The sequence below is a fragment of the Paenibacillus sp. 01T47 genome, from assembly GCF_056398245.1.
In genome coordinates this window covers 48,137-72,920 of the sequence record NZ_JBFTPA010000003.1, presented here as the reverse complement: position 1 = coordinate 72,920, position 24,784 = coordinate 48,137, and the positions used below count along the sequence as shown (strand labels likewise).

Annotated in this window: 27 protein-coding genes; 2 read left to right on the top strand and 25 right to left on the bottom strand. The window is 45.0% G+C overall.

Going from position 1 to position 24,784, the window contains the following annotated elements; all coding sequences use genetic code 11:
- Positions 1-49 precede the first annotated feature (49 nt).
- Positions 50-529 carry a ferric iron uptake transcriptional regulator gene (fur, locus tag AC1DOV_RS07745; protein ID WP_339207536.1) on the bottom strand — a complete coding sequence of 160 codons (480 nt, stop codon included), beginning with the start codon at positions 527-529 and terminating at the stop codon, positions 50-52.
- A 227-nt stretch (positions 530-756) separates the two neighbouring features.
- Here fur and AC1DOV_RS07740 point away from each other — a divergent pair, with 227 nt between their 5' ends.
- On the top strand, positions 757-1,005 hold the full coding sequence (locus AC1DOV_RS07740; protein WP_076268041.1) for a type B 50S ribosomal protein L31: 249 nt from the start codon (positions 757-759) through the stop codon (positions 1,003-1,005).
- Positions 1,006-1,094: 89 nt separating this feature from the next.
- On the opposite strand, the gene AC1DOV_RS07735 is transcribed toward AC1DOV_RS07740, so the two are convergent.
- The 19 genes from AC1DOV_RS07735 to AC1DOV_RS07645 form a co-directional block, all read right to left on the bottom strand.
- On the bottom strand, positions 1,095-1,877 hold the full coding sequence (locus AC1DOV_RS07735) for an SDR family NAD(P)-dependent oxidoreductase (protein ID WP_441879255.1): 783 nt from the start codon (positions 1,875-1,877) through the stop codon (positions 1,095-1,097).
- A 39-nt stretch (positions 1,878-1,916) separates the two neighbouring features.
- Positions 1,917-2,327 carry a DUF4265 domain-containing protein gene (locus tag AC1DOV_RS07730; protein ID WP_076268043.1) on the bottom strand — a complete coding sequence of 137 codons (411 nt, stop codon included), beginning with the start codon at positions 2,325-2,327 and terminating at the stop codon, positions 1,917-1,919.
- Positions 2,328-2,366: 39 nt separating this feature from the next.
- Positions 2,367-2,663 carry an antibiotic biosynthesis monooxygenase family protein gene (locus AC1DOV_RS07725; protein WP_441879258.1) on the bottom strand — a complete coding sequence of 99 codons (297 nt, stop codon included), beginning with the start codon at positions 2,661-2,663 and terminating at the stop codon, positions 2,367-2,369.
- Positions 2,664-3,006: 343 nt separating this feature from the next.
- Complete coding sequence (locus tag AC1DOV_RS07720; protein ID WP_441879260.1) at positions 3,007-3,537, bottom strand: DinB family protein; 531 nt, start codon at positions 3,535-3,537, stop codon at positions 3,007-3,009.
- A complete protein-coding gene (locus AC1DOV_RS07715) occupies positions 3,497-4,006 on the bottom strand; it encodes a HugZ family pyridoxamine 5'-phosphate oxidase (RefSeq protein WP_477509456.1) in 510 nt (169 codons plus the stop codon). The genes AC1DOV_RS07720 and AC1DOV_RS07715 overlap by 41 nt, the downstream gene beginning before the upstream one ends.
- 19 nt (positions 4,007-4,025) lie before the next feature.
- Positions 4,026-4,805: an ABC transporter ATP-binding protein gene (locus AC1DOV_RS07710; protein WP_441879262.1), complete on the bottom strand. Its 780-nt coding sequence runs from the start codon at positions 4,803-4,805 to the stop codon at positions 4,026-4,028.
- 1 nt (position 4,806) lies between these two features.
- Entirely contained in the window at positions 4,807-5,784 is a 978-nt protein-coding gene (locus AC1DOV_RS07705; RefSeq protein ID WP_076268081.1) for a FecCD family ABC transporter permease, read from the bottom strand.
- 35 nt (positions 5,785-5,819) lie between these two features.
- Positions 5,820-6,815 (bottom strand): ABC transporter substrate-binding protein, encoded by a 996-nt coding sequence (locus AC1DOV_RS07700; RefSeq protein ID WP_477549629.1) that lies wholly within the window; start codon positions 6,813-6,815, stop codon positions 5,820-5,822.
- Between the two features lie 382 nt (positions 6,816-7,197).
- Positions 7,198-7,431 (bottom strand): hypothetical protein, encoded by a 234-nt coding sequence (locus AC1DOV_RS07695; RefSeq protein WP_076268049.1) that lies wholly within the window; start codon positions 7,429-7,431, stop codon positions 7,198-7,200.
- A gap of 592 nt (positions 7,432-8,023) precedes the next feature.
- The gene (locus AC1DOV_RS07690) at positions 8,024-8,725 is read right to left on the bottom strand and encodes a PIG-L family deacetylase (protein WP_477509458.1); all 702 of its coding nucleotides are present in this window, start codon (positions 8,723-8,725) and stop codon (positions 8,024-8,026) included.
- Complete coding sequence (locus AC1DOV_RS07685; protein WP_477509459.1) at positions 8,722-9,033, bottom strand: DUF1806 family protein; 312 nt, start codon at positions 9,031-9,033, stop codon at positions 8,722-8,724. Before AC1DOV_RS07685 ends, AC1DOV_RS07690 begins: the two co-directional genes overlap by 4 nt.
- A gap of 129 nt (positions 9,034-9,162) precedes the next feature.
- On the bottom strand, positions 9,163-9,618 hold the full coding sequence (locus AC1DOV_RS07680) for a DinB family protein (RefSeq protein ID WP_477509460.1): 456 nt from the start codon (positions 9,616-9,618) through the stop codon (positions 9,163-9,165).
- 191 nt (positions 9,619-9,809) lie between these two features.
- Positions 9,810-11,894 carry a transglycosylase domain-containing protein gene (locus AC1DOV_RS07675; RefSeq protein ID WP_477549628.1) on the bottom strand — a complete coding sequence of 695 codons (2,085 nt, stop codon included), beginning with the start codon at positions 11,892-11,894 and terminating at the stop codon, positions 9,810-9,812.
- Between the two features lie 291 nt (positions 11,895-12,185).
- Positions 12,186-13,256 (bottom strand): sulfate ABC transporter substrate-binding protein, encoded by a 1,071-nt coding sequence (locus AC1DOV_RS07670; protein WP_477509462.1) that lies wholly within the window; start codon positions 13,254-13,256, stop codon positions 12,186-12,188.
- A 34-nt stretch (positions 13,257-13,290) separates the two neighbouring features.
- Positions 13,291-14,355, bottom strand: a complete 1,065-nt coding sequence (locus tag AC1DOV_RS07665; RefSeq protein WP_076271051.1) for a sulfate/molybdate ABC transporter ATP-binding protein — start codon at positions 14,353-14,355, stop codon at positions 13,291-13,293.
- Between the two features lie 3 nt (positions 14,356-14,358).
- A complete protein-coding gene (locus AC1DOV_RS07660) occupies positions 14,359-15,156 on the bottom strand; it encodes a sulfate ABC transporter permease (RefSeq protein WP_441879435.1) in 798 nt (265 codons plus the stop codon).
- Positions 15,156-15,917, bottom strand: coding sequence for a sulfate ABC transporter permease subunit CysT (gene cysT / locus AC1DOV_RS07655; RefSeq protein WP_430057824.1), 762 nt, complete (start codon positions 15,915-15,917; stop codon positions 15,156-15,158). The genes AC1DOV_RS07660 and cysT overlap by 1 nt, the downstream gene beginning before the upstream one ends.
- A 288-nt stretch (positions 15,918-16,205) precedes the next feature.
- A complete protein-coding gene (locus AC1DOV_RS07650; RefSeq protein WP_477509463.1) occupies positions 16,206-16,838 on the bottom strand; it encodes a YigZ family protein in 633 nt (210 codons plus the stop codon).
- Positions 16,839-16,874: 36 nt separating this feature from the next.
- Positions 16,875-18,224 (bottom strand): glucose-6-phosphate isomerase, encoded by a 1,350-nt coding sequence (locus AC1DOV_RS07645; protein WP_076271049.1) that lies wholly within the window; start codon positions 18,222-18,224, stop codon positions 16,875-16,877.
- Positions 18,225-18,396: 172 nt separating this feature from the next.
- Here AC1DOV_RS07645 and AC1DOV_RS07640 point away from each other — a divergent pair, with 172 nt between their 5' ends.
- Entirely contained in the window at positions 18,397-19,296 is a 900-nt protein-coding gene (locus tag AC1DOV_RS07640) for an NAD(P)-dependent oxidoreductase (protein ID WP_477549627.1), read from the top strand.
- Positions 19,297-19,361: 65 nt separating this feature from the next.
- Here AC1DOV_RS07640 and AC1DOV_RS07635 read toward each other — a convergent pair whose 3' ends face one another.
- From AC1DOV_RS07635 to AC1DOV_RS07615, 5 genes are all read right to left on the bottom strand, one after another.
- On the bottom strand, positions 19,362-19,883 hold the full coding sequence (locus tag AC1DOV_RS07635) for a DUF420 domain-containing protein (RefSeq protein WP_477509464.1): 522 nt from the start codon (positions 19,881-19,883) through the stop codon (positions 19,362-19,364).
- 188 nt (positions 19,884-20,071) lie between these two features.
- On the bottom strand, positions 20,072-20,389 hold the full coding sequence (gene ppnP, locus AC1DOV_RS07630; protein WP_477549626.1) for a pyrimidine/purine nucleoside phosphorylase: 318 nt from the start codon (positions 20,387-20,389) through the stop codon (positions 20,072-20,074).
- A gap of 62 nt (positions 20,390-20,451) precedes the next feature.
- Complete coding sequence (gene tkt / locus AC1DOV_RS07625) at positions 20,452-22,470, bottom strand: transketolase (protein ID WP_441879287.1); 2,019 nt, start codon at positions 22,468-22,470, stop codon at positions 20,452-20,454.
- A 164-nt stretch (positions 22,471-22,634) separates the two neighbouring features.
- A complete protein-coding gene (purU, locus tag AC1DOV_RS07620; protein ID WP_339207517.1) occupies positions 22,635-23,537 on the bottom strand; it encodes a formyltetrahydrofolate deformylase in 903 nt (300 codons plus the stop codon).
- A gap of 52 nt (positions 23,538-23,589) precedes the next feature.
- The gene (locus tag AC1DOV_RS07615; RefSeq protein ID WP_339207516.1) at positions 23,590-24,720 is read right to left on the bottom strand and encodes a deoxyribonuclease IV; all 1,131 of its coding nucleotides are present in this window, start codon (positions 24,718-24,720) and stop codon (positions 23,590-23,592) included.
- Positions 24,721-24,784 lie beyond the last annotated feature (64 nt).

The following is a 24,784-nucleotide window of genomic DNA, read 5'->3' as shown; positions in this document are numbered from 1 at the left end:
AGAGCCTCTCCCACATAGTGGAGAAGCCCTTCTTATAACCTTTATGAAGTTAAGATACAGCTTTATTTCTCCGTTTGCATTGGCCCTTGCTGCATGACTTATAGTTGCCTGTAAAATCAAGCCGATGATCCGTCACTTTAAAGCCATACTCCCGTTCAATTCGCTGCTCAAGCTCGAGCAGCCAATCCTCTTTAATTTCTGTCAGTGAGCCGCATTCATCGCATATTAGATGATGATGCATATGCTCATGATCCTCACCGCGAAGATCATAGCGGGCTACACCATCCCCGAAATTCATTTTCTCAACAACATGAAGCTCAGCGAGCAGTTCGAGTGTCCGATATACAGTCGCTAGACCGATATCAGAGTTTTTCTGCTTTACGAGCATGAAGACACCTTCTGCACTCAAGTGATCCATTTCGTTCTCAAGCAGCACTCGCAATATAATCTCACGCTGAGTTGTCAGTTTATATCCGTTCGCCATCAAATGTCGATTTATTCGATCCGTTTCTGCTGTGATGTTTAACATGCAAAGCTACCTCCTTTTATTGAAAAGCCAGTACATGAATGCATTTCACTTTATGTAAAGGCTTACTTTTAGAATGATTATAATTTAATGGTAGTATACTTTTGCGAAATTAGCAAATACCATATATTAATAAGTGTTTAACCATACTCCTTGACATAAAAATCGTATTTCGAGTATGATACAAAAATAGTTATTCGTAACAATTACAAATAAAAGGAGAGAACAAAATGAAAAGTGGCATACATCCCGTTTACCATCAAGTATTGTTTTTTGATGTGAGCAGCGGCTACAAATTTTTGACGGGCTCAACCAAATCGTCCAATGAAAAAATGGAATGGGAAGACGGGAATAGCTACCCAGTCATTCGCGTAGATACAAGCTCCGCTTCGCATCCTTTTTATACAGGCAAACAACGCAATACCGATAAAGGCGGACGAGTTGACCGCTTCAACCAACGATTCCAACAAAAGAAATAAAAAGCAAGTAATAATAATAGCTCCAAACAGAACCGTTCAATGCGGCAATCTGTAAGGAGCTTCTTTCGTTTCTTATTACAGCAGACAGACTACAGCACCGTAGAAATGCCACCATCAATATTTACAGACGTACCCGTTACGAAAGATGCGGCTTCCGAAACGAGAAAACCGATAACATTTGCTGCTTCCGACGCCCTGCCAATTCGACCCAAAGGTATCCCATGGCGCTTGTCCGCTGAGAATTCATCCCAGCTAAGCTCAGGGCTCGCAGCTTGCCACATCCGCTCGATTTGTGCGCTGCGAATCAGCCCGATGCAAACTGCATTTACACGAATTTGATCCACAGCCAGATCCTTGCTCATCGCTTTGGTCAGTGCAAGGCCTGCGGCGCGGCTAACGGAGGTTGGGAGAGAGGAAGCACCCGGCGTTTTCCCGCCTATAGCTGTCACGTTGACGATAGCTCCTCCACCTGCTTTACGCATATATGGAAGTACCGCACGCGCAAAATGAACTGCTCCGAGCAGCTTCAAATCGAGGTCCGCTGTCCATGCATCAGTCTCCACCTTCTCAAAAGGCTGCGCCGCAGAAACTCCTGCGTTATTCACAAGAATGTTGACACCGCCAAAGTGTGCTGCCGTTTGCTCAACCGCTCTTGCGGCATCTTCCGGCCGACTTACATCCGCGCTGATTGCCAACGCTTCTTTGCCTGTTCGTTCCTTTATAAGTGCTGCCGCGCTGCGCAGAGACTCCTCCTCCCGTGCAACAATGGCTACCTCAGCACCTTCCTCTGCCAGCAGCAATGCTGTTGCTAGTCCAATTCCTTTGCTCCCGCCTGTAATGAGTGCGATTTTTCCTTTTAGCCCAAGCTCCATCTATAACTCCTCCTTCTCTGCTGCTTTATCGTTTAAACTTTACTTCCCAACTGCTTTGATTACCTTTTGTACCTCATGGTTTATATCAATTTCTGAATGAGCAGGCAAATTTACAATAAAAATACCGCCAAACACTTGCTGCGACTTGCCTTGGCACTCTCGAATTTTATTTTTTAATAGTTTAAGCTCTAATGAATAGATAACTTCTTTGCTTAGCAGCCAATTATGCCTGGTGAACGTTGATTTCTCTATCGTTTCTATGTACATGGATACATCCTTGAATGCTCTTACGCGAATAACGTCTCCAAAGGCAACATTTTCAGTAAATACAGGATTCTCCTCAATGCGATACAGGTCATCACCCAGTTGTACAACGTCCAGTATCTCGACCTCTTGACCTACACCATCGAAGCAAAGATGTAACGGAATAAAATCTTGAATGCTTCTCACCTCTATATTTATTTTCAGTGATGGCTCTTACCATTCACTCTAGCTAATATCCACATTCGTATAATGCTCCACCGATGGAAATGGATCATAGAAATGATGCAGCAGACTTTTCCACTCCAAATATTCCGCCGATCCGCGAAAGCCAACGGTATGATCCTCCAGCGTTTCCCATCTTACAAGCAATATATATTTATTATTCTCTTCTAAGCATTTCTGAAGTTCATGACTGACATAACCGTTCATGCTAGAGATAATTTTTGATGCGGCTTTGAAATTGCTTTCAAATTGTTCGGACAGCCCTGCCTTAACCTGCAATGAAGCAACCTCTAATATCATGACAGCAACTCCTTGTTTTATATCTAGTTTTAGCAATAGCCTTGCAATCCTAATTATGATGTTATGTATATATTATAAGTGGTACTGCAAATAAGGCAAAGAGTAAATCAAATGATAGAATATCTTGTTTTCCAAACTGTCTAATCGCTCCATGTGTCCATAATTTTCAGAGCGAGTTCAATTTAATCGATTCTTCCCCTACAAATTGCGGCATCATTTACCGAAATCACCTGCGACCTTTACTCTTAATCCGTATTTTCCGTCATGATCCGACATTTGTATTTGACTATTATTTCATAAAAAAAAGCCCCAGAGAGTGGTCTCTGAGACTTCAATCGTATCCCTAAGTAGCTGGCTCCTCTTTAGGAGCGCATTTTTGAATAAGCGAGATTTGGCCTGCATGGATGCCGGTATGGTACATTAAACGGCCAACAGCCTCAAGCGGCGTTGAGGGGCCGATCGGACAGTCCACGATTTGATGCCATTTCTCCTCTGGAAGCTCTTTCATTGCATCCATAAGATGATTGTTGGAGGATTCAAGCAGCTCAATAAGCTCCTGTAAATTATCGTAGGTTGCTTTGCTCCCAGCAGCACCTCTGCTTGTAGAGATCTGCAATCCCTCCGGCATGCCTTTCCCGAAGAACCAGTCTGCGAACATATATTCAACCTCAGCGTTATGTCGAAGCATATAGCCAATGGAGGATGCTCCAAGCTGTAAAGACAAATCCTGCTCCGGCAATGCTTTGACCGTTTTGTGGAATCTTTCTTGAATAGCACGCCAAATAGGCAGTACTGTTGTGATCGTCATAATAGCGTCCGCTCCTCTGCTCTTATTAAGCTTTCTTCGCTTGTGCATGCCCATCTCTTGCAACATGCTCAAATTTCTCGCCTGACAAGTCGATATCGTAAGCCTGACCGAAGCCTGCTACATAACGACCTTCCGAAGCCATCAGCTCAAACAAAGAGAAATCGAGGCCGCGAAGCATGCCTATCATGTTTTTGCCGAAGGTTTGCTCAAACCGTTCAAATATCTCAATATGCCCTTCATTGCCGATATTAACCGCATTACAAACGAAGCGAGCACGCTGCCTAGCAAATAAATTTGTAGTCTGCGACTCATCCTCCAGCAGCATAACGTCCACTGATGGATTGGCTTCCATGTACCGGAAATGATGAGCGATTCTGCTAATATAAATGTAGAGCTTTCCGTTGAACTTCACAAAGGGAGCATAGGAAACAAAAGGTTTTCCCTCATCGTCGATTGTACCGAGCACGACAGATTTCAAGCTTTCCGTAAAATTCAAATAATTCACCTTAATCATTTCAATATCCATCGCCTTCATTCGTCATCCCTCGCTTTTTTTATAAAACTTTTTTTAATACGTGAATTCGTGGACTAGCGCTTTCCGGCATTTGTTGAATTTCTGTTTCCACACCGTAGACACTGCGAATCAGCTCCATCGTAAAAACATCCTTCGGCTTGCCAAATACATGTTTATCCCCATTCTTAATCACACAAACTCTATCGCTATAAGCGGATGCATGGTTCAAATCATGCAGCACCATTATAACCGTCAGCTTCAATTCACGATTTAGTCTTCGCACAAGTTCGAGCACTTCCAGTTGATGTGCGATGTCCAAATAAGTAGTGGGCTCATCGAGTAGAAGCACCTTAGGTCTTTGAGCGAGCGCCATAGCAAGCCATGCCTTCTGTGCTTCTCCACCAGAGAGGGATACGATGAGTCTGTCTTTAAACTCCAGCATGCCCGTCTGTTCAAGCGCCCAATGTACGACCTTATAATCTTCGGCATCCAGACGCTCATACCATTTCTTATGAGGAATTCGCCCATAACCAACCAATTCCTCTACTGTCATGTCAGACGGACTGACGTTCTTCTGACAAAGCATGCACAGCATTTGCGATACTTGCTTCGTACTAAGCGAGCGAATCTCTTGATCGGCAATACAGACGCGTCCGCTTTCGCAAGGAATCATTCGAGATACAGCCTTCAAAATAGTCGACTTTCCCGAGCCGTTTGGTCCAATAATGGATACCACTTCTCCCTCATTCACATCGAGAGAAAAGTCGCTCACTATTGTACGATCCGCGTAACGAATATTCAACGATTGGACCTTTAACAACTTAGACCCCTCCTTTTCGCATCAAATAGAGGAAGTACGGACCTCCTGCCAATGCCATGACGATACCTGCAGGCACTCCTACAGAGCCGAAGGCAGTCCGCCCAATTGTATCTGCCACTAAGAGAAGCAGTGCCCCAAGTATTAAGCTAAGCGGCAACGTGTGGCGATAATTTGTGCCAATTAATAAACGAGCCATATGTGGCACAATTAAACCAATAAACCCAACAAGACCTACTGTCGACACTGAAACAGCGGCTAAGTACACCGCCACAAAAGACAAAATCAAGCGGCTTCGATTAAGGTTTTGCCCCAAGTTATGTGCTACTTGCTCGCCTAAACGTAATATATTCGCTTGCCGAATACATAGAATCGCGGCAATCCATCCAATAATCGAATAGGGCAATATCATGAGCACATCGCCCATTCCTTTGCCTGCCAAACTTCCGTTCATCCATGCAAGTGCACCAGGCAGCTTATCGCTGTATTTGATAGAGAGCAGGCCGATCATTCCTCCAAATACCGCATTTACGGCGACACCCGAAAGAATGATGCGTACAGGTGTAAAACCTGTTTGCTTGTTCCATGCCCAAGTATAAACCATTCCGGCAGCAATACCGCCGCCAATTATTGCAGCTAACGGAATAAACGATGAATAGCTAGGCATGACTAGCATAATAAATAATACGGTAACCGCTGCCCCGGACGAAACACCAGTTAGCCCCGGGTCTGCCAGTGGATTTAACATAACTGCTTGCAGCAAAGCTCCCGATGCAGCAAGGTTCGCGCCGATTATCAAAGCAAGAAATACTCTAGGGATTCGAATATCCCAAAGCACAGAATTTGCCGCTTCATTCCCATTGCCTAGTATCGCTTGAAAAGTAGAAGCTAGATCAAATCTTGCACTACCAAGCGCAACTGAGAATAAAATAGCCACAATCAGCAACAAAAATGAGAGAGCTAGAAGCGTGGTCGTTCTCATTTTTTTATTATCCGTCACCTCTAAGCTCCCTTTCATTAGTTATACAAAATTTTCGCCATATCTTGGTATGCATTTGGTGCATTTACTAACGAAGCTACTCCATATAAGCTATAATCAAGTGCAATCAGCTTGCCGTTTTTGAATGCGTTCAGCTTCTCCCAAGCTCCGTTCTTCTTCACATCATCTTCAAGCTGCTTCGTAACAGCAGAAGGATCACCATGAGCAACTAGCAAAATAATATCTGGATTAGCCGTTACGATGCTTTCCATATCAAGTGGTACATAAGCATCTTCTTTTTTCAATACTTCTGATAATACGTTTTTTGCTCCTAGCTTCTTCGCCAAGCTGCCTACAAAAGTACTATCGTTCATGAACATTAATGATTCAGCAGAACCGAATAGAACCATTACGCTTGGAGCATCTTTGCCTTCGGAAAGCTTAACAGCTTCCGCCTCTTGTTCGCTCAGCTTCTGCAATACTTCATTCGCTTTATCTTCTTTCCCGTACACTCGACCTAGAACTACCGTGCTGAGTTTCAACTCGTCTAAGGAGTCCGCAGGCAAATAAGCTGTAGGTAAATTCGCTGGTTTAAAGGATTTATCCAAACTATCCTTAATGGAGCTTGGTCCAAGAATGACACCAGGCTGCAGCTTTGCAATTTGCTCTAGATCCGGCTGATGAGATGAGCCGATGCGAGGCAGGTTAACGAAAGCTTCTGGCAATTTGTTCTTCGTCGTTGGAACACCGGCTGTCTCAATTCCAAGCTCATTTAGAAGCTCAGCAATAGCTACTGATATGGTTACCGTTGATGATGGAACTTGGTTATTGAACTGTGCAATCAGTTCCGCTGCTTTTGTTTCATCTACTTCTATTTTAGAATCAGACACAGGAGCTTCCGTTGCAGCCGAGCTTGGCTGCTCTGTTGCTGTGTTTCCAGTCACCTGTTCTGGCTTATTTACATTGTTTCCGCATGCTACCGTAGTCGCTAATAATAAAGTCATAATACCAATCTTCAATCCTGCTCGTTTCACTTTATTTCCTCCTGTATGATAATGATAATTAGTATCATTATATTGATACCGTTTCTCATTATACAGCGAATGAAAATCATTTTCAATTAATATTTTCGCTAAACTTTTATTTATTTAATTGTGTGGTTATTTCCCCATCTCCCTTCAGACATCCTCTTTGATTCCCATGCTAAAGATAAAAATATCGAAAAAAACCCTATGTACATTCGTCTCATCATACGCTAATCAAAATAAAAAAATGCCAAGGGCAGCTGCTCGCTCCTTGGCATCCTTTTGACTCCTAATCTCAGATCTAATTATTAATTCCCCTTAGCCTAGCTGCAACCATGCAGCTCTTCCGAACCATGCATGTCCATGTTATTGACATCCTTGCTCTATTTGATTACGCCTGCATGACAGATTGAGATGCTTTCCCATACGGCTCCGCCAAAAAATAAGTGAAATCCTCGCGTTTATTCAAAAACTGCTCATATTGCACCAAAGCGATCTCATCATCCGGGTTTGTCTCCAAGTAGATTTCCAATTCCGCAATCGTTTCCTCAATTTCAAGTAGGATGTCCCTGTGGCTATGGCTCATCTGTGTACTTAGCTGTAAAGGCTTCCTTGCTTCGTTCAACTTATATGCCTCCTGTTGCCCTATTCTATTGTTTTGCAAAATAAAGGTGTACCTGCAACAATAGGGCTTCGTTAACTAAGATATTCAGACCTTCGTAAAAAAGAACCTCAATTCTCAAAAAAAGGGATAAACCCTTTTTACTCGCTGCAAAAAAAGAAAAGCTATTTCCGTTATTATCCATCTTCCTCATGACAGATTCAATGGTACAAAATGATTAGGTTACCATTTACCTATCTCGACTATTTCCCAAGAAATGATCGAAAAACATCGATATATAAACGATTTTCTGTACTCCATTGATTCATCATTACCCCAGAAGGGTATTCAATATTATCAAACTCACTAAGGGAGTGATTCAAATGACGACAAGGCAACAAAATTTAGAGATTGAAGAAAGACATGTTGAAAAAAAATCAGATTCAAGTTTAGTGGCGTCTACATTCATCAAATATGCTGCCTACATTATTATCTTCTTCGGGGCTCTCTACTTTCTTGTTCGATATGTATTTCCAATGTTTTAAACAAAATAAAAACAGGCAGTCTTTCAGCAGATTAAGCTGCTTGAAGACTGCCTGTTTCGTATGTACGTTTTTTAAAAAAGATCATCCGCAGTTTTTGGGATCATTGTTTGATTTCCTTTTATAAAATACTCAAACTTGCCAAAATGCGCCAATGCTGCGCTGTCTGCTTCCCATACCCATTCGTCCATTTCGGTTTGACAGCGATGCGCACGAAACGCAGCAAGCTTAGCTTCTAACTGATGACGAACATCAATTTTGACAATGCCCTGCTTCGTGTAACCAAATCGTTCCGGAGCATTCATCATATCGCCGAAACTGATGAAATAGAGCGCACCCGGCTGCTTGCTACGGTGGAAAGCGGTAGTTGTTGCTTTACCAATTGCACAGTGATCAGGATGTCCGCCTAAAATTTCATGAAAAGTAAGGACTACATCCGGATTGATCTCATCCATGAGTACGCCTATTTTTGAGATGAGGCTCTCTGAATCGTAAAATTCAACCATCTTGTCACGGATATCAAAAAAAATAAGATTTTGAATGCCAAGTGCCTCGCAAGCGTTTCGCAGCTCTTTTTCCCGAATATCAGGCATAGTCTCTCGATTCACATAAGGCGGGTTTCCCATTCGACGTCCCATTTCGCCTTTTGTCGCACTTACAAGAGTAATTTCAACTCCCATGCTTGCATACTTTGCCAATGTTCCTCCGCAAATAAAAGACTCATCATCAGGATGCGCAAACACAGCTAATAGCTTTTTAACTGCTTTTTCACTCATTCCGGAAACGGCTCCTTTCCAAGCTGCAGAGCAACGTTCATTCTGCCTTTATCATCGTAACCCGCCAGTAATAGCTTCTCATCCACCGTTACTTCAAAATGGGTGAGTGCTTCTGTTCGCAGCCAGCCAAGCTCATCAAAGCGAAGAGCTATCCGGTATGAACCCTCACCAGCAATATGGGCTTCAGTGAGGCTAACCTTGAAGTTTCGGACAAAGACGAAAGAGGTCGCTTCACTATGAATATAAACTTCCTTGCCAATAAATGCTTGAAAAGCAGCGTTCAATTCTGAACTGTTTATTTTGATCATCGTCTCTTCATTCCTATTCTATAAATTTGATAGGAGTTGCCAAGTAGGAGGAGTTAATAAAAAGGAGGAGTTGCTTCATGAGACCAAAGGCCTGATGTATGAACTCCTCCCCTTATAATACAATTCCTATTATCTGCTTACGAAAAACGGCAATGTTTCGATGCCCAGCAAACGCAGATAAATGAACAATTGACCTTTGTGATGAATTTCATGATCCTTGCCATTCTCGAGCAAAACGATTCCAGCCATTTTCATGCCATGGAAGTCGATCTCTTTTTCCAATTGCTCATCCGATAAAGATTCAAGCAATGTTTTCGTTGAAGCGGTATCCGCTGCTACGATCGCTTTCAGCTCTTCAATCGTTTCAGCTTGTTTAGCTGTTGAAGGTGGCGTGAACACGCCGTTTTTTACCGTTTGTGCGAACATGTCCATTGATCCATTGATATGGAGAACAAGAGTTGACAACGACATTGCCTTTTCCCAAGGCTTATATTGGAGGTTTTCATTTTGTACAGTATCAAGCATAGCAAGCAATACTTTACGATGATTCAACCAGTTTGTAACAAATACATTCATTGTTGACATAGGATAATACTCCCCTTTTTCATTCGAAAATTAATTAACCATAGAAAAAATAGTTAATAGCCTATTCATTATACAATGGTTGTCCGACAATTGCATTTTTCCTGAATAAACTTCTATTATTAATAACTTGATCCTCCCTAGTTGGTGTTATTATTCCATCAATTCCCTTTTACATTATCACGCCCTATTCCTCAGTTTTTATCCTTATCCTTATCTTTATCCTTGTGCCTCTCTTTCTTTCTCTCTTTTTCTTTTTCTTTTTCTTTTTCCTTCTGTTTTTTTCTTTCTTCCCTTTCCTTTTTCCAATCTCGTTTCTTATCAGAATCATCATCTTTGTTCGATATATTATTTTTTTCTTTTTCCTTATCCTTCTTCTTCGGCAAAAAGTCTGGTGCCTTAGGAAACGGTATAACCGGCTCATCCTTTAATGCATCTGCGAATATAGCTTGAAAGACAACAGCCGCAGCCTTTGAGCTCGTCGACAAATAATGGCTGCTGTCGCTTTGATCGTACCCAAGCCACACCGCGCCTACAAGCTGCGGAGTGTAGCCAACGAACCAATTGTCCTTTGCGCCGTAGCCTGTCGTGCCTAGCATTTGTGTCGTTCCAGATTTCCCTGCAACTGGGCGGCCTTCAAGCATTGCAGCAGTACCCGTCCCATCCTTTATGACTCCCTCTAACATAGCTGTCATCGTTCGGGCAATTTCTGGCTCCGTTACTTTCACTCTGCCTTCACTCTGCTTGAATTCAGCCAGTACGCTGCCGTCTGCCGATTCGATGCGAGTAATGGTATGCGCATGATTACGAACACCGTCACTTGCGAATACGCCAAAAGCTTCGGCCATCTGAAGCGGCGATACACCCTCATGAAGACCGCCGAGCGCAAGCCCCAGCGAGCGATCCTCATCTGTCAGAGGAATGCCGAAACGCGCCGCCGCATCCATTCCTTTTTCAATACCCATTTCGTTAAGCAGCTTCACAGCAGGTATGTTGTAAGAGTTAATAAGCGCTTCATAAAGTGACACTCTGCCATGAAAGGAGCCGTCTGCGTTTTTTGGCTCATAGCCGTTAATATTGATCGGTTCATCAACTAGATCATCGCTTGGCTTATAGCCAAGCTCCAGCGCAGGCGTGTATACAGCGATGGGCTTGATCGTTGAGCCTGGTTGACGGCTTAGCTGCGTCGCTCGGTTAAAGCCGCGAAATGGCTGCTCTCCTCTGCCGCCAACCATCGCCCGAATTCCGCCGTCACGCGGATCAATCAGAACAGCACCGCTTTGAATGAGCTGGTCTGCAGCACTATTTGGGAATAGAGATTCCTTCGCATACACCTGTTCCGCCGACTGCTGCATTTTCGTATCCAATGCGGTATAGATTCGAAGTCCGCCCTGCAGCACTTCATTTTCCGATAACCCATATTGCGTCATCGCCTCACGAATGATCTGGTCCACATAATAAGGATGGTTGATATCATCTACTCGATTAGGCTTTGCGCTCAGTAATTTCACAGGCTCATGAATGGCCTTATTGTATATATCCTCGCTAATTAGCGCTTGATCCTTCATAAGCTGAAGAACCACATTTCTTCGATCAATCGCTTTTTCTAGATGTTTATAAGGAGTTAGGGCGGATGGCGCCTTGATTAGACCAGCTAGCAGCGCTGCCTCCGCTACGCTAAGCTGATTTGGCTGCTTGCCAAAATACGTATGCGCCGCTCTATCGATTCCCCATGCTCCATCACCATAGTAGATCTGGTTGAGGTACTTCTCCATAATATCCTCTTTGCTGTAGCTTTCCTCAATCTTTTTCGCCAAAAGCAGCTCATCCCACTTCCGCGACCAGGTTCTCTCCTGCGACAAAAAGACATTTTTCGCGAGCTGCTGTGTTATCGTGCTTCCGCCCTGTACTGTCCCGCCTGATGTTATATTTGTCCAAATCGCTCGGCTAATTGCCCGCATATCCATTCCTTCGTGCTCGAAGTAACGTCTGTCCTCTACCGCAACAACGGCATCAACCATATGTTTTGGTATGTCTTCATAGGCAATCTCATCAATTTTATTGAAAGAAATACGGGTGGCTTCCGTACCGTGCTGATCATACAAAATCGTAGCTGCCGGCAGCGGCACCTCAAGCTGTCCAATATCCTGCTTGCCGATCAGGTAACGAAATGTCCCCCATCCGCCCAAAGCAACGATGATCAACAAAGCTATACTTATGATCAAAAAGTATTTAATCCTTTTCTTTTTCTTGTTCAATGTTTGAGTATTTTTCATCATTTCTCCCCCTTGCCCTTGCTTCTCTCGTTTCTACATCATTCGCAGCGGAGTAGCATTTTTAGTACGTTCGGCCCATGAAGTGCCTTTACGCACAAAAAAAGCCCGGAAACTTTGCCTGCTCCCCAGCATCTTTTAGACTTATTTTAACAATCGTAAACAAATCGCTCATATTTCGTTTAGTCGATGGCAGCATCATGCTTTCATCAAAAAAACCTCTGTGCTTTATGTCTCTCGTTTAAACGAGAGACATAAAGCACAGAGGTTTATTAAGAACTTTCCTCACACATCGTATTAAAGATCAGCGAGTACTTGATACCAGACACCTTTTTTGGAATAAAGGTTTTCTCTAACCTCAGACCAGCCGCCTAAGTAAGAAATGTCAAACAATCCTTCCGGCACCACATAACGGTCTTTCGTACCCTCAGCTACCTTCTTGTCTACGGAGCGGAATCCATGATCCACGAAAAGCCGCTGTGCCTGCTCCGTTTGCAAAAAGGCAATAAAAGCCTCGGCTACCTTGCGAACGCCATGCTTATCCGCATTTTTATCCACGATCGCTGCTGGATTCTCGATTAATATCGTGTCTTTTGGGACAACGATGTCATAATTGACGCCTTTCTTAATTCGAGCGAGCAGCTCATTCTCGTAAGTGACGATGACATCGCCTACACCATATTCGAAGGCTGCCATCGATGCGCGACCGCTCTTATCAAGCGATTCCACATTGGCATGGACTGCTTTTAGAAAATGCTTCGCATATTCGGCATCCTTTGTACCCGTCTGCTCCTCTGACTGCTTAAGGCCAGCGCCATATATGGCGTTAATGTCCCACTGAGCGCCGCCGGAAGTTTTCGGATTCGGATACAGCACCTTCACACCCTCGCGTGTTAAGTCATTCCAATCCTTAATTCCGAGCGGATTGCCGGTACGAGTCCCCAATACAACGATGGAGTTCGTGATCATGCCATTATTGCTCTGTGCCTTCCAGTCATGCGTAATGAAACCCGCCTTCGCTATTTTGTCGAGATCACCTTCCATAGCTAACACGGCAACGTCGGCTTCAAAACCTCCAGCGATCGCCCTGGCTTGCGTGCCTGAAGCCTCATACGATTCCTGAAATACGACCTTTTGCCCGGTTTCCTGCAGCCAATACTTTTGGAATGCAGGCAGCAAATCCGCGAAAGCATCCTTCACTACCGAATACGCACCGATTACAAGTGTAACATCGCCGTCCTGTACGGTAGACCCAGCCGCATGGTTACTCGTCTGCTCCTCTTTACTGCAGCCTGCCGATACGATCAGCATAACCGCAGCAAGCAGCAGCACGAGCATGCGCTGACTTGTTACCAGATTGATTTTCATATTCGCATACAACTCTTTCTACGTAGCATATTGGTTAAATATGAATAGGCATGGGGTCAACCTTCAGCTTATTTTCCGCAATCCAGCTTTCGTTGTCATTGAATAAATAAGCCCGATGGACGAGTACCCTTACCTCATCTCCGGGATGAAGCACTTCTTGCTCCAGCGAACGGTACGTAATCAGCTTCGTATCGCCAACAAGCAGCTCAACCATCCACTCGCTGCCGCGGAAATGCAGCTGTTTTACTTTACCGGCAAGCGTAGCTGAAGCCAGCTTGATCTCGCCCGGTTTGCCAATCTCAATATATTCAGGCCGGATAAGTGCTTTAGTGCCCGGACGGCTCGCTGCATCCTCAAAACCTTTAAGCTCCGCGATATTGTCTACAATAGTAGATTCGCCAATAAAGCTTGCTACAAACGGTGTCTCTGGATTTTTGTAAATGTCCCATGGGCTGCCTTTTTGCTCTAACTTGCCTTTGCTTATAATCATGATCTCATCGGCAACTTCAATCGCTTCCTCTTGATCATGCGTAACGAAAATCGATGTGATGCCGACACGCTCAATCATTTCTTTAAGCCATGTGCGAAGCTCGGTCCGGATCTTCGCATCGATAGCAGCAAACGGCTCATCGAGGAGCAGCAGCTGCGGCTCAGGCGCGAGCGCTCTAGCGAAAGCAACACGTTGGCGTTGGCCTCCTGACAGCTGATGGGCGTAACGATGCTCGAAACCTTTTAGCCCCGTAAGCTCTACCAAGTACATAACGCGCTCGCGAATTTGCTCCTTCGATTGCTTCTTCACCTTTAAGCCAAATGCGATATTGTCATATACGGTCATATGCTTGAAGAGCGCATAGTTTTGAAATACGAAACCGATGCCGCGCTCCTGCGGCGGAAGATCATTCACACGTTTGCCGTGGAACAGAATATCGCCTGAGGAAGGAGACTCGAGCCCCGCCAGCATTCGAAGTATGGACGTTTTACCACCGCCGCTCGGTCCGAGCAAGCCGATCAGATGACCTTTTTCGATTTCAAAGCTTACATCCTTCACTGCATGAAAATCGCCAAAGTTTTTATTCAAGTTCCGTACTTCAATATGCATGGCTTAATGCACTTCCTTTCGTTTTTTCGCCCATTCCATTAGCAGCAGCAGTCCAACTGAAAATGCCGCAAGAACTAGAGCCACGCCATTGGCGGCAACAACGTTAAAATTTTCAACATCTTGATAAACGAGTGTAGTGGCTGTTTGTGTTTTATTCATAATATTGCCGGAGACGACGAGTACAGCTCCGAATTCTCCCAGTGACCGTGCAACAGTCAATACTACGCCGTAGATAACACCCCACCGAATCGATGGCCAAGTTACTTTCCAGAACGTGTACCAGGAATAAGCGCCGAGCGTTGATGCCGCTTCCTCCTGCTGTGCTCCAATCTCCTGCAGCACGGGCATAACCTCGCGTACCATTAGCGGGAATGTGACGAACAATGTCGCTAAGATCATCCCTGGCAGCGCATAGACGATTTTGAAGCCCGCATCCTCAAACAATGCACCGATAATTGTATTAGGTCCCAAAATAAGAACGATCATCAAACCGCCGATAACTGGTGATACCGCAAAGGGCAAATCGACTAAGCTGTTAAGCAGCCGCTTCATCCTTTTCCCAATCCATTCGGCCCGGACGAGATACATTGCTAGCATAATGCCAAACAACGTATTTAAGGCTGTAACGACAACAACGATAATTCCCGTCATCATAAGAGCATGCAGCGACTGCGGCCTAGTAATGCCTTCTATAAAGCCGCTCCAGCCATCTGCCCAAGAGCCTGTAAAGATTTTGATCAATGGCGCGATGAGCAGCAATCCAAAAATAATATAAGTTAATGTAATCCACAATCTTCTCATCATAGGTCGCCCCTCCTGCCTTGAATGAGGTTGACCGTCCATAAGATGAGGAAGGATAGCGTGAGCAGCAGCACCGATACAGCGGCGGCTCCCTGCGGATTACTGCTTTCAATTTCTCCAAAAATATAAACGGAGGCAATTAACGTCTTGCCTGGAATATTGCCTGCAACGAGCACAACTGCGCCAAACTCCGCAATTCCGCGGGAGAAAGCCAGCATAGCGCCGCTCAAAATTCCTGGCAGCATCGTAGGAAAAATAACGCTAAAAAACGTTTTCGCGCGCGTTGCGCCTAGCGTATAGGCTGCTTCTTCCTCTGATTTATCCATTTCCTCAAGTAAAGGCTGAATGGCACGAATAACAAAAGGAAAGGTAACGAACAGCATAGCGACAACAATTGCCGGCTCATGGAACACGATTTCGATGCCAATCTTTTGGGCTAGGCCGCCTACTAAACTATTAGGCCCTAGCAGAAGCAAGATCATAAGTCCGCCTACTGCTGTAGGTAATGCAAACGGCAAGTCAACTAGACTGTTGAGCAAACGACGTCCGGGAAAACGGTAACGAATAAGCACCCATCCGATCATCGTCCCCAAAAACATATTGAGTATCGTTGCGATAACAGCCAACTTTACTGTAAGCAGCACCGCTTTCCAAGCCAGTGGATCGGATACGCTTTCCCAGAAAGGGGTCCATCCAAGCGAAAATGATTGCGTGTAAATGCCAACGATTGGTAAAATAATTAAGATGACAAAATAAAGCATTATGGTGCTTCGAAAACCAAAACTCCACCCTTTACCACGAAACAAAGCATTCACTGTGACTTTACCTCCAGACCATCGGCTCGTGCCGTAGGTGTAACAAAACAATTAAAAACATAATTCCTATTAAGATACTAGGTATTGATAATGTAGCATCCAAACTGGGATTAAGTCAATAATAAATTTGGAAATTCTTATTGCTTTTATAGCTTTTTCTTATGATTGTTTATTATACAAGCCTCTGAGTACAAAGAAGAGGAGTATCAGCCTAAGCCGATACTCCTCTTCTTCTTATTCGCCTTCAATATAATAGACCTTTTCTCCTTCAGAGAGGATCGCTTGTCCTTGTGTCAGATCGGTTACCCAAGCGATAAAAGTATCTGCTTCAGGCTCTTCCGGCAGGCAGCGCACGTTGACTCGATCGGTGAAATCCGTCCCGCCAACGCGTGTTCCCTTCGTATGAAGCTCATTTTCCAGCTTGCCATACCAAGTGTAGTCCACATCAACAAATACTTCGCGGTGAAGCACATTGACGATTTCATCTGCTGCTTCAATGCCAGCTACAGCACCATCCGTATAAGCTCTAACGAGTCCGCCTGCTCCGAGCATAATGCCTCCAAAATATCGCGTCACAACGACAGCGACATTTTTAAGCCCCTTATGCTTGATAACCTCGAGAATCGGCTTGCCCGCTGTACCGCTTGGCTCACCATCATCCGATGCCTTCTGAAACTGGTCTCGCTCACCCACCATATAAGCCGAGCAGTTATGGGTCGCCTGCTTATGCAGCTGCTTAATCTCATTGATGAATGCAACGGCTTCCTCTTCGGTTTCCACTGGCTTCGCATACCCGATGAAACGCGACTTTTTGATGACGATCTCTGCGCTAGCCTGCGACCTGACTGTTCTATACTTCTCAAGCATAGGCTATGACTCCCGTATACCGTTCAAGCCGGTTGATTACAGCCTTGCTTCCAGCTCGGCTTTTTCTTTCTCGAAGCCCGGTTTGCCAAGCAAAGCGAACATGTTCTTTTTGTATGCTTCAACACCCGGTTGGTCAAATGGATTAACACCCATCAGGTAACCGCTGATTCCGCATGCTTTTTCGAAGAAATACACAAGATAGCCGAATGTGTATGGCGTCATGTCTTTGATGTTGACGATAAAGTTCGGAACTTGTCCATCCGTATGAGCAAGAAGCGTTCCTTCAAAAGCCTTCTTATTAACGAAATCCATTGTTTTTCCAGTCAAGAAGTTGAGGCCATCAAGATCCGCTGCATCGTGTTCGATAGCGATATGCTCAGACACTTCTTGAACTTGAATAACAGTTTCAAAAATATTGCGGTTACCCTCTTGGATAAACTGGCCCATCGAGTGCAGGTCTGTTGAGAAATCTACAGCTGCTGGGAAGATTCCTTTGAAGTCTTTGCCTTCGCTTTCGCCAAACAGCTGTTTCCACCACTCGGAAACGAAGTGAAGCGATGGCTCGTAGTTAACGAGAATTTCAGTCACTTTACCTTTGCGGTACAGCGCGTTGCGTGCTGCTGCATATTGGTAAGCTTCGTTTTCTGCAAGATTAGGGTTGCTGTATTCTTTGGATGCGTCTGCTGCACCTTGCATAATGGATTCGATATTGATGCCTGCAGCTGCAATTGGCAGCAAGCCTACTGCTGTAAGCACGGAGTAGCGACCGCCAACATCGTCAGGAATAATAAACGATTCATAACCTTCCTCAGAGGAAAGCTTCTTCAGTGCGCCCTTCTCGCTGTCTGTCGTTGCGTAAATGCGTTTGCGCGCTTCTTCTTTGCCGTATTGTTTCTCAAGTGCAGCACGGAATACGCGGAATGCAATCGCAGGCTCAGTTGTCGTGCCTGACTTCGAAATTACATTAATCGACCAGTCGCGGCCTTCAACCAATTGCAAAAGGTGAGTCACATAAGTCGAGCTAATGTTGTTGCCGGCAAACAAAACTTGCGGTGTTTTACGTTGTTCTTTTGGCAAAATATTGTAGAACGAGTGCGACAGCGCCTCAATAGCTGCACGTGCACCAAGGTAAGATCCACCGATACCGATAACGATTAGAACTTCGGAATCCGATTTGATCTTCTCAGCAGCCTTTTGAATGCGAGCGAACTCTTCTTTATCGTAGTTAGTCGGAAGATCGATCCAACCAAGGTAATCTGATCCTGTACCTGTTCCGTTATGTAATTGCTCGTGTGCGAGACGAACGGATTCTGTCAAATAATCGATTTCATGCTGGCCAACGAATGCTAAAGCCTTGCTGTAGTCAAACTGAACTGTTTTGCTCATGTAAATGGAAACCTCCTAGAATGTTGTAAACCAATGTGGCTTCTACACCTGAAAATGCTTTTCAACTTAGCATCTACAATATCGGATTTGCCTTATAAAAACAAGCAACAAACGATGAAAAATTAATGAAGTGTCTGTATAATTAAACAAAAATCGATTCAAAGTGGAGGATATGATTATGAAGAAGATCGGATTTATCGGGTTAGGCGTAATGGGAATGGGAATGGCTGCTAATTTATTGCGCAAAGGATTTGAAGTTGTCGTTTATAATCGAACTCCTGGCAAAGCAGAGTCCTTGCTCGCCTTAGGTGCCTCCGAGCTTGAATCACCGGCTGACGTTGCGCGTGCTGCACAAATCGTCATTACAATGATTAGTAATGATGCTGCAATCCGTGAAGTTTACTTTGGCGAAAACGGTATTTTTGCAGGTGCTCGCGCAGGCATTACGCTAATTGACAGCAGCACGATATCTCCAACGCTTGCTAAGGAGCTTGCCGCAGCGGCGGATACTATTGGATCAGTATTCCTAGATGCGCCGGTTACAGGCAGCAAGCCAGCCGCTGAAGGCGGTACACTCGTATTTATGGCTGGCGGCGATGCAGGCAAGATTGAAGAAGTCCAAGACGTTTTGCTCGCTATGGGACGTAAAGTCATTCCAATGGGCCCAAGCGGCAGCGGCTCCATTGCCAAGCTCGCCCACAATACGATTGTTGGCATCAACGTTGTGGCACTTGCAGAAGGCATGGCGATAGCAGCAAGCGGTGGCATTGACGGCAGCTCGTTCGTCGAGCTCGTTCAATCTGGCGGTGCAGCAAGCAGGGCAGCTGAAATGAAGGGACCAAAGCTGCTTGAAGGCAATTACGACGTTCAATTTTCTCTCGAGCTGATGTTAAAGGATTTAAGGTTATCCTCTGCCCTCTCGGACAGTCTGCATGTGCCGACTCCTCTGCTGGAAGCAACGAAGAACCTATTCCAAATTGGTGATGCAATGGGACTAAGCCAGCTTGATATGTCGAGCGTAGGCCAAGCTTACGAGCAATGGATCGGCCGCAAGCTTAGCGGACTGGATTAATTTAAAAAGGGGTTGTCCGCGTGTATGAATCACTGTGGACAACCCCTTTTTCATTGAAATACTGCTTAATAATATGGCGAGATCATTAAGTAAACAATTACGCCAGTAAGACTTACATACAGCCAAATCGGCATCGTCCATCTAGCAATTTTTCGATGCTTCTCCACTTTCATCTGCAGCCCGCGTACAACCGATATTAGGGCTAGAGGAACGACAACAATCGCTAGCAGGATGTGTGTAATGAGGATGAAGAAATAAATCGAGCGAAGAATGCCTTCTCCTCCGTATTTCGTTGATTCCGTTAGATAATGATACGCTACATAGGAAATTAGGAACAACGTTGTGGAGACAAATGCAGCGCTGATGAACGCACGGTGCATCCGAACATTTTTTTTCATAATCGCCGTTAGCGCTATGCAGAGTGCAATAAAAGTAAAGCAGTTAAAAATCGCATTCAGCAATGGCAAAATCGTTACGTCAAAGTGAATTTCTCCCTCGTACGCCGGCAGAAAAAACAAAACAGCTATCAGCCCGACAAGGACGATTGTTAAGATCGATATGAGCGGTGTATAGTTTCTTTCCTTCATCCAAAAAATCCTCCAGTCATGGAATACGGTGCATATAAATTAACTTTATCCGATTCTACACCTCAAAACAATTCGCTTTGAACAAGTTTTGTCACGAATTAACGAATATTATAAGTCAATGCTGCGAACGAACAAAAAAAAGGGCTTCTTCGCCGAAGCGAAGAAGCCTTTTTTTCAATATTTAGTGCTTACTCGTAAATATACGAGCAGCAATAATCCGAAACTTCAGCAACCTGAAGCTTGAATTTTGTGTTCGCAGGCACAGTGAATTCGCCTTCGCCTTGAATGTGCAGCCACTCGGTTTCACCAGGCATTAGCACCTTCAAATCGCCAGCCAAAATTTCCATGATTTCAACGCAGTCTGTTCCAAACTCATAGTCACCTGGCAGCATGATGCCGAGTGTTTTTTTGGTGCCGTCAGCGAACAGTACAGCGCGGCTTGTTACTTTACCGTCGAAGTAAACATTTGCCTTCTTGACGATCGATACATTTTCGAATTGAGACATCGTAGACGTAATCTCCCTTATATATCGGATGCTAAAGCTTTGATGATCTATTGAACAAGCTATTACAGCAATGCTTTCACTTTGCTAACAACGTTTTCGACCGTAAAGCCATACTCTTTGATTACGCGATCGCCAGGTGCTGATGCGCCGAAACGGTCGATAGCAAGAATATCGCCTTGATCTCCTGTGTAACGCTCCCAGCCAAATGGATGAGCCATTTCAATCGCAAGGCGGGCTTTAACTTCAGGAAGAATGACGGAATTTTTGTATTCCTTCGATTGCTTCTCGAACAAATCCCAGCTTGGCATGCTGACAACACGTACTTGAATGCCCTCTTCTGCAAGAGCTTTTTGAGCTGCAACAGCAAGTTGAACCTCGGAGCCCGTTGCAAGAATTTGTGCTTGCGGCTTGCCATTTGCTGCATCAGATACAACGTATGCGCCGCGGCGCAGGTTTTCATGAACACCGTTCACTGTGCCTTCAAGAATCGGCAAGTTTTGGCGAGTAAGCACAAGCGCTACTGGATTGCCAGTGTTCTCTACAGCATAAGCCCATGCAGCGGAAGTCTCGTTGCCATCAGCTGGACGGATAACCGTTAGATCAGGAATGATGCGAATCGAAGCAAGCTGTTCAATCGGCTCATGTGTAGGACCGTCTTCGCCAACTGCGATACTGTCATGCGTCAATACATAAACGACAGGCAGCTTCATCAATGCAGCAAGACGAACAGCAGGACGAAGGTAATCTGTGAATACGAAGAACGTACCGCCGAATACTTTCAAACCACTGTGAAGAGCAATACCGTTCATGGCAGCAGCCATACCGAATTCACGTACGCCGTAATAAAGATTGCGGCCATCGTAGCTGCCTGGTTTGAACTGCGTCAAACCTTTCAGATGAGTCATTGTCGAGCTCTCAAGGTCAGCCGATCCGCCGAAAATAGTCGGAACGTTTTTCGCAAGACCGTTAAGTGCATTTCCTGAAGCTACACGAGTTGAAACCGCGTTGTCCGCAGTTGTGTATACAGGAAGGTCAGCATCCCAGCCCTCAGGCATTGCGCCAGAGATAGCAAGCTCGAACTGAGCTGCAAGCTCAGGGAAAGCTTCTTTATAAGCTGCGAAGCTTGCATCCCATTGTGCATTTGCTTGCTCGCCGCTGCTTTTCACATCTGCAAAGTGAGCGCGAACTTCGTCAGGCACGTGGAACTGAAGCTCTTCAGACCAACCGTAAGCTTGTTTCGTCAATTTTGTCTCATCAGCACCAAGCGGTGATCCGTGAGGACCAGCATGTCCGCCTTTTCCGCCTTTGTTCGGGCTGCCATAGCCGATTACTGTTTTTACTTCGATCAAAGTTGGTTTGGATAGATCTGCTTGCGCCTCAGCAACGGCTTTGGACAAAGCATCTAGATCGTTTCCATCTTCTACGCGAAGCACTTGCCAGCCGTAGCCTTCAAAACGTTTTTGAACGCTCTCGGAATAAGAAAGGCTCAATTCGCCATCAAGCGAAATATCGTTGGAATCATATAGAACGACCAATTTGCCGAGCTGCAGGTGGCCTGCGAAGGATGCAGCCTCATGAGAGACGCCTTCCATCAAGTCGCCGTCGCCGCAAATGGAGTATGTGAAGTGGTTAATAAGCTCGTGGCCTTCTTTATTGTAAGTAGCGCCCAGCTGTGCTTCCGCAATTGCCATACCAACCGCCATAGCGATACCTTGTCCAAGTGGACCCGTTGTTGCATCAACGCCAGCCGTGTGGCCAAACTCAGGGTGTCCTGGTGTTAGGGAGCCCCATTGACGGAAGTTTTTCAATTCTTCCATCGGCAAATCATAACCGGAGAGGTGAAGCAAGCTGTAAAGCAGCATAGAGCCATGACCCGCAGACAAAACAAAACGATCACGGTTTACCCAAGTAGGGTTCGATGGATTATGCTTCATGTTTTTTGCAAATAATTGATAGCCCATTGGAGCAGCGCCCATTGGCATACCAGGGTGACCTGATTTCGCTTTCTCGATGGAATCGATCGCAAGTGTACGGATCGTATCGATAGAAAGCTGTTCAACCGACTTTTGTGTGACTGACATTACAATTTCCTCCTATGGTCTAAGCTTGTCTAATTTCATCTCGTTATATGGTTTCTAAAAACAACGATACAGCGTCATACCAGTACGCAATAACTTTGAATATTGTATCACTCTGCATGCTCGTTTTCCATCAAAAAAAATAGATAATTCGCATAAAAATACAGTTAGTTGAATACAACAGTTTTATTATTATGCACGATTACACGATCTTCAATATGCCATTTCACAGCTCTTGCGAGAACGACCCTTTCAATTGTCCGACCGATTCTTTTCAAATCATCGACGTTGTCACGGTGGCTGACGCGTTGAACATCCTGCTCGATAATCGGCCCGCCGTCTAATTCTTCTGTTACATAATGCGCTGTCGCGCCGATAATTTTTACGCCACGTGTATAAGCCTGCGCATAAGGCTTGCCCCCAACGAAAGCGGGTAGGAATGAGTGGTGAATATTAATGATCCGATTTGGAAATTGTTCAATGAACTTTGGCGATATGATTTGCATATAACGCGCCAATACAATGATATCCGCTTTATCTGCAACAACTTCCATTTGCTTGCGCTCAGCTTCTTCTTTTGTAGTCGCTGTAACCGGGATATGGTAATAAGGAATGCCAAAAGATTCGACCAGTTCACGCATATCAGGGTGGTTGCTTATAACCATTGAAATATCGGCATCAAGATCCCCTGCCTTCCACTGCCAAAGCAGCTCTAGCAAGCAGTGATCCTCTTTCGACACGAATACAGCAAGACGTTTCTTGCGGCTGGCACGGAATGTATGCCATTTCATATCAAACCGATCGGCTACTCTGGTGAAGTCCTCCATGAGAAGTGGAAGCTCCTTGTCCAGATCAACTAGATCAAATTCAAAACGGATGAAAAACATTCCGCCTTCCGGGTCCATCGTATATTGATCCGATTGAACGATGTTAGCCCCGTGCTCATATAAGAAATGAGAAACAGCAGCTACGATGCCCGGGCGGTCCGGACAAGAAATAAGCATGCGCGCACGCCCGCTCTTTCCACCTGCTTCAACGGTTATTTCAGATGGGGTGGATGGTGATGACATGGACTTCAAACTTCCTTTCGCAATGATCTATATGAATTAATGTTAACTTTAATTAAAGTCTAGCAAGCAGCTCTTTGCCGCCAAACCAAGCCGTAATACGCTGATTGATTTGTTCTTCTGTTAGTCCTGCTGGCAATGCTTCGCCTGCCATTACAAGATCGAACAGACGCTCCATCGGCTCGCGCGGGTCTGCTTTTTTTGCTTTTGCATCATTTTTTAGCAAATCCCAAGTAGAGAGTACAAAACCTCTGGAATCAATTTCTTGCTTGCCGAAGAAATGATGCAGGCGCTCCACATCTTCAAAGAAGCTTTCACCTAAGCGAGCTCTGCCATTGCCGCTCAGCAAAGCGATCTCCGCTTCATACATCGGACGTTCAGTCTTGTCTTCCTTGCCAATCCAAGGCGTTTCCAGTATAAATGGACGCCCCTTAAGGCCCTCATGTTCAACGATTCTTTGAATGGCATCGTGACCAAGCCAGCCTGCGCCAACTGGAGCATGTCTGTCTTTACCAGCACCGCGTGAGTTCTTGCTATCGTTCACGTGAACAACGGCAACGCGGTTTAATCCAACAACACGATCGAACTGCTCAAGAACGCCGTCCAGATCATGAACAAGGTCGTAACCAGCATCATGCATGTGGCAAGTATCCATACATACAGTTAACCGTTCGTTATCCTGAACTTTGTCAATAATCGCCGCAAGCTCTTCGAAGCTGCGGCCAATTTCTGTGCCTTTGCCTGCCATCGTCTCAAGAGCGATGTTAACATTCGTTTCTTTTGTGCCTGCAAGCACTTCATTCAAGCCTTCAGCTATACGAGCGATGCCATATTCTGCATCCTTGTCCGTATAGGCACCTGGATGAAGAACAATATTACGTACACCGATGTAATCGGTACGGCGAATTTCTTCTTGTAAAAAAGAAACCGCAAGCTCGTACGTAGAATCCTTATACGAGCCAAGATTCACAATATAAGGCGCGTGAACCACGATCTCATTAATACCGGATTGCTCCATAAGCGCTTTTCCTTCTTCAATATATAACGAATCGATCGGCTTCCTTCTTGTATTCTGAGGTGCGCCGGTGTAGATCATAAATGTACTTGAGCCATACGATACTGCTTCTTGTGCTGCAGTGAGCAGCCCCTTGTCCGAAAATGATACATGGGAACCTATTTTCAACATAAATATTACGCCCCTTTCGGTTGATCAAACCTTATTTTACAAGGAATGTCGAAATAAATCTAGG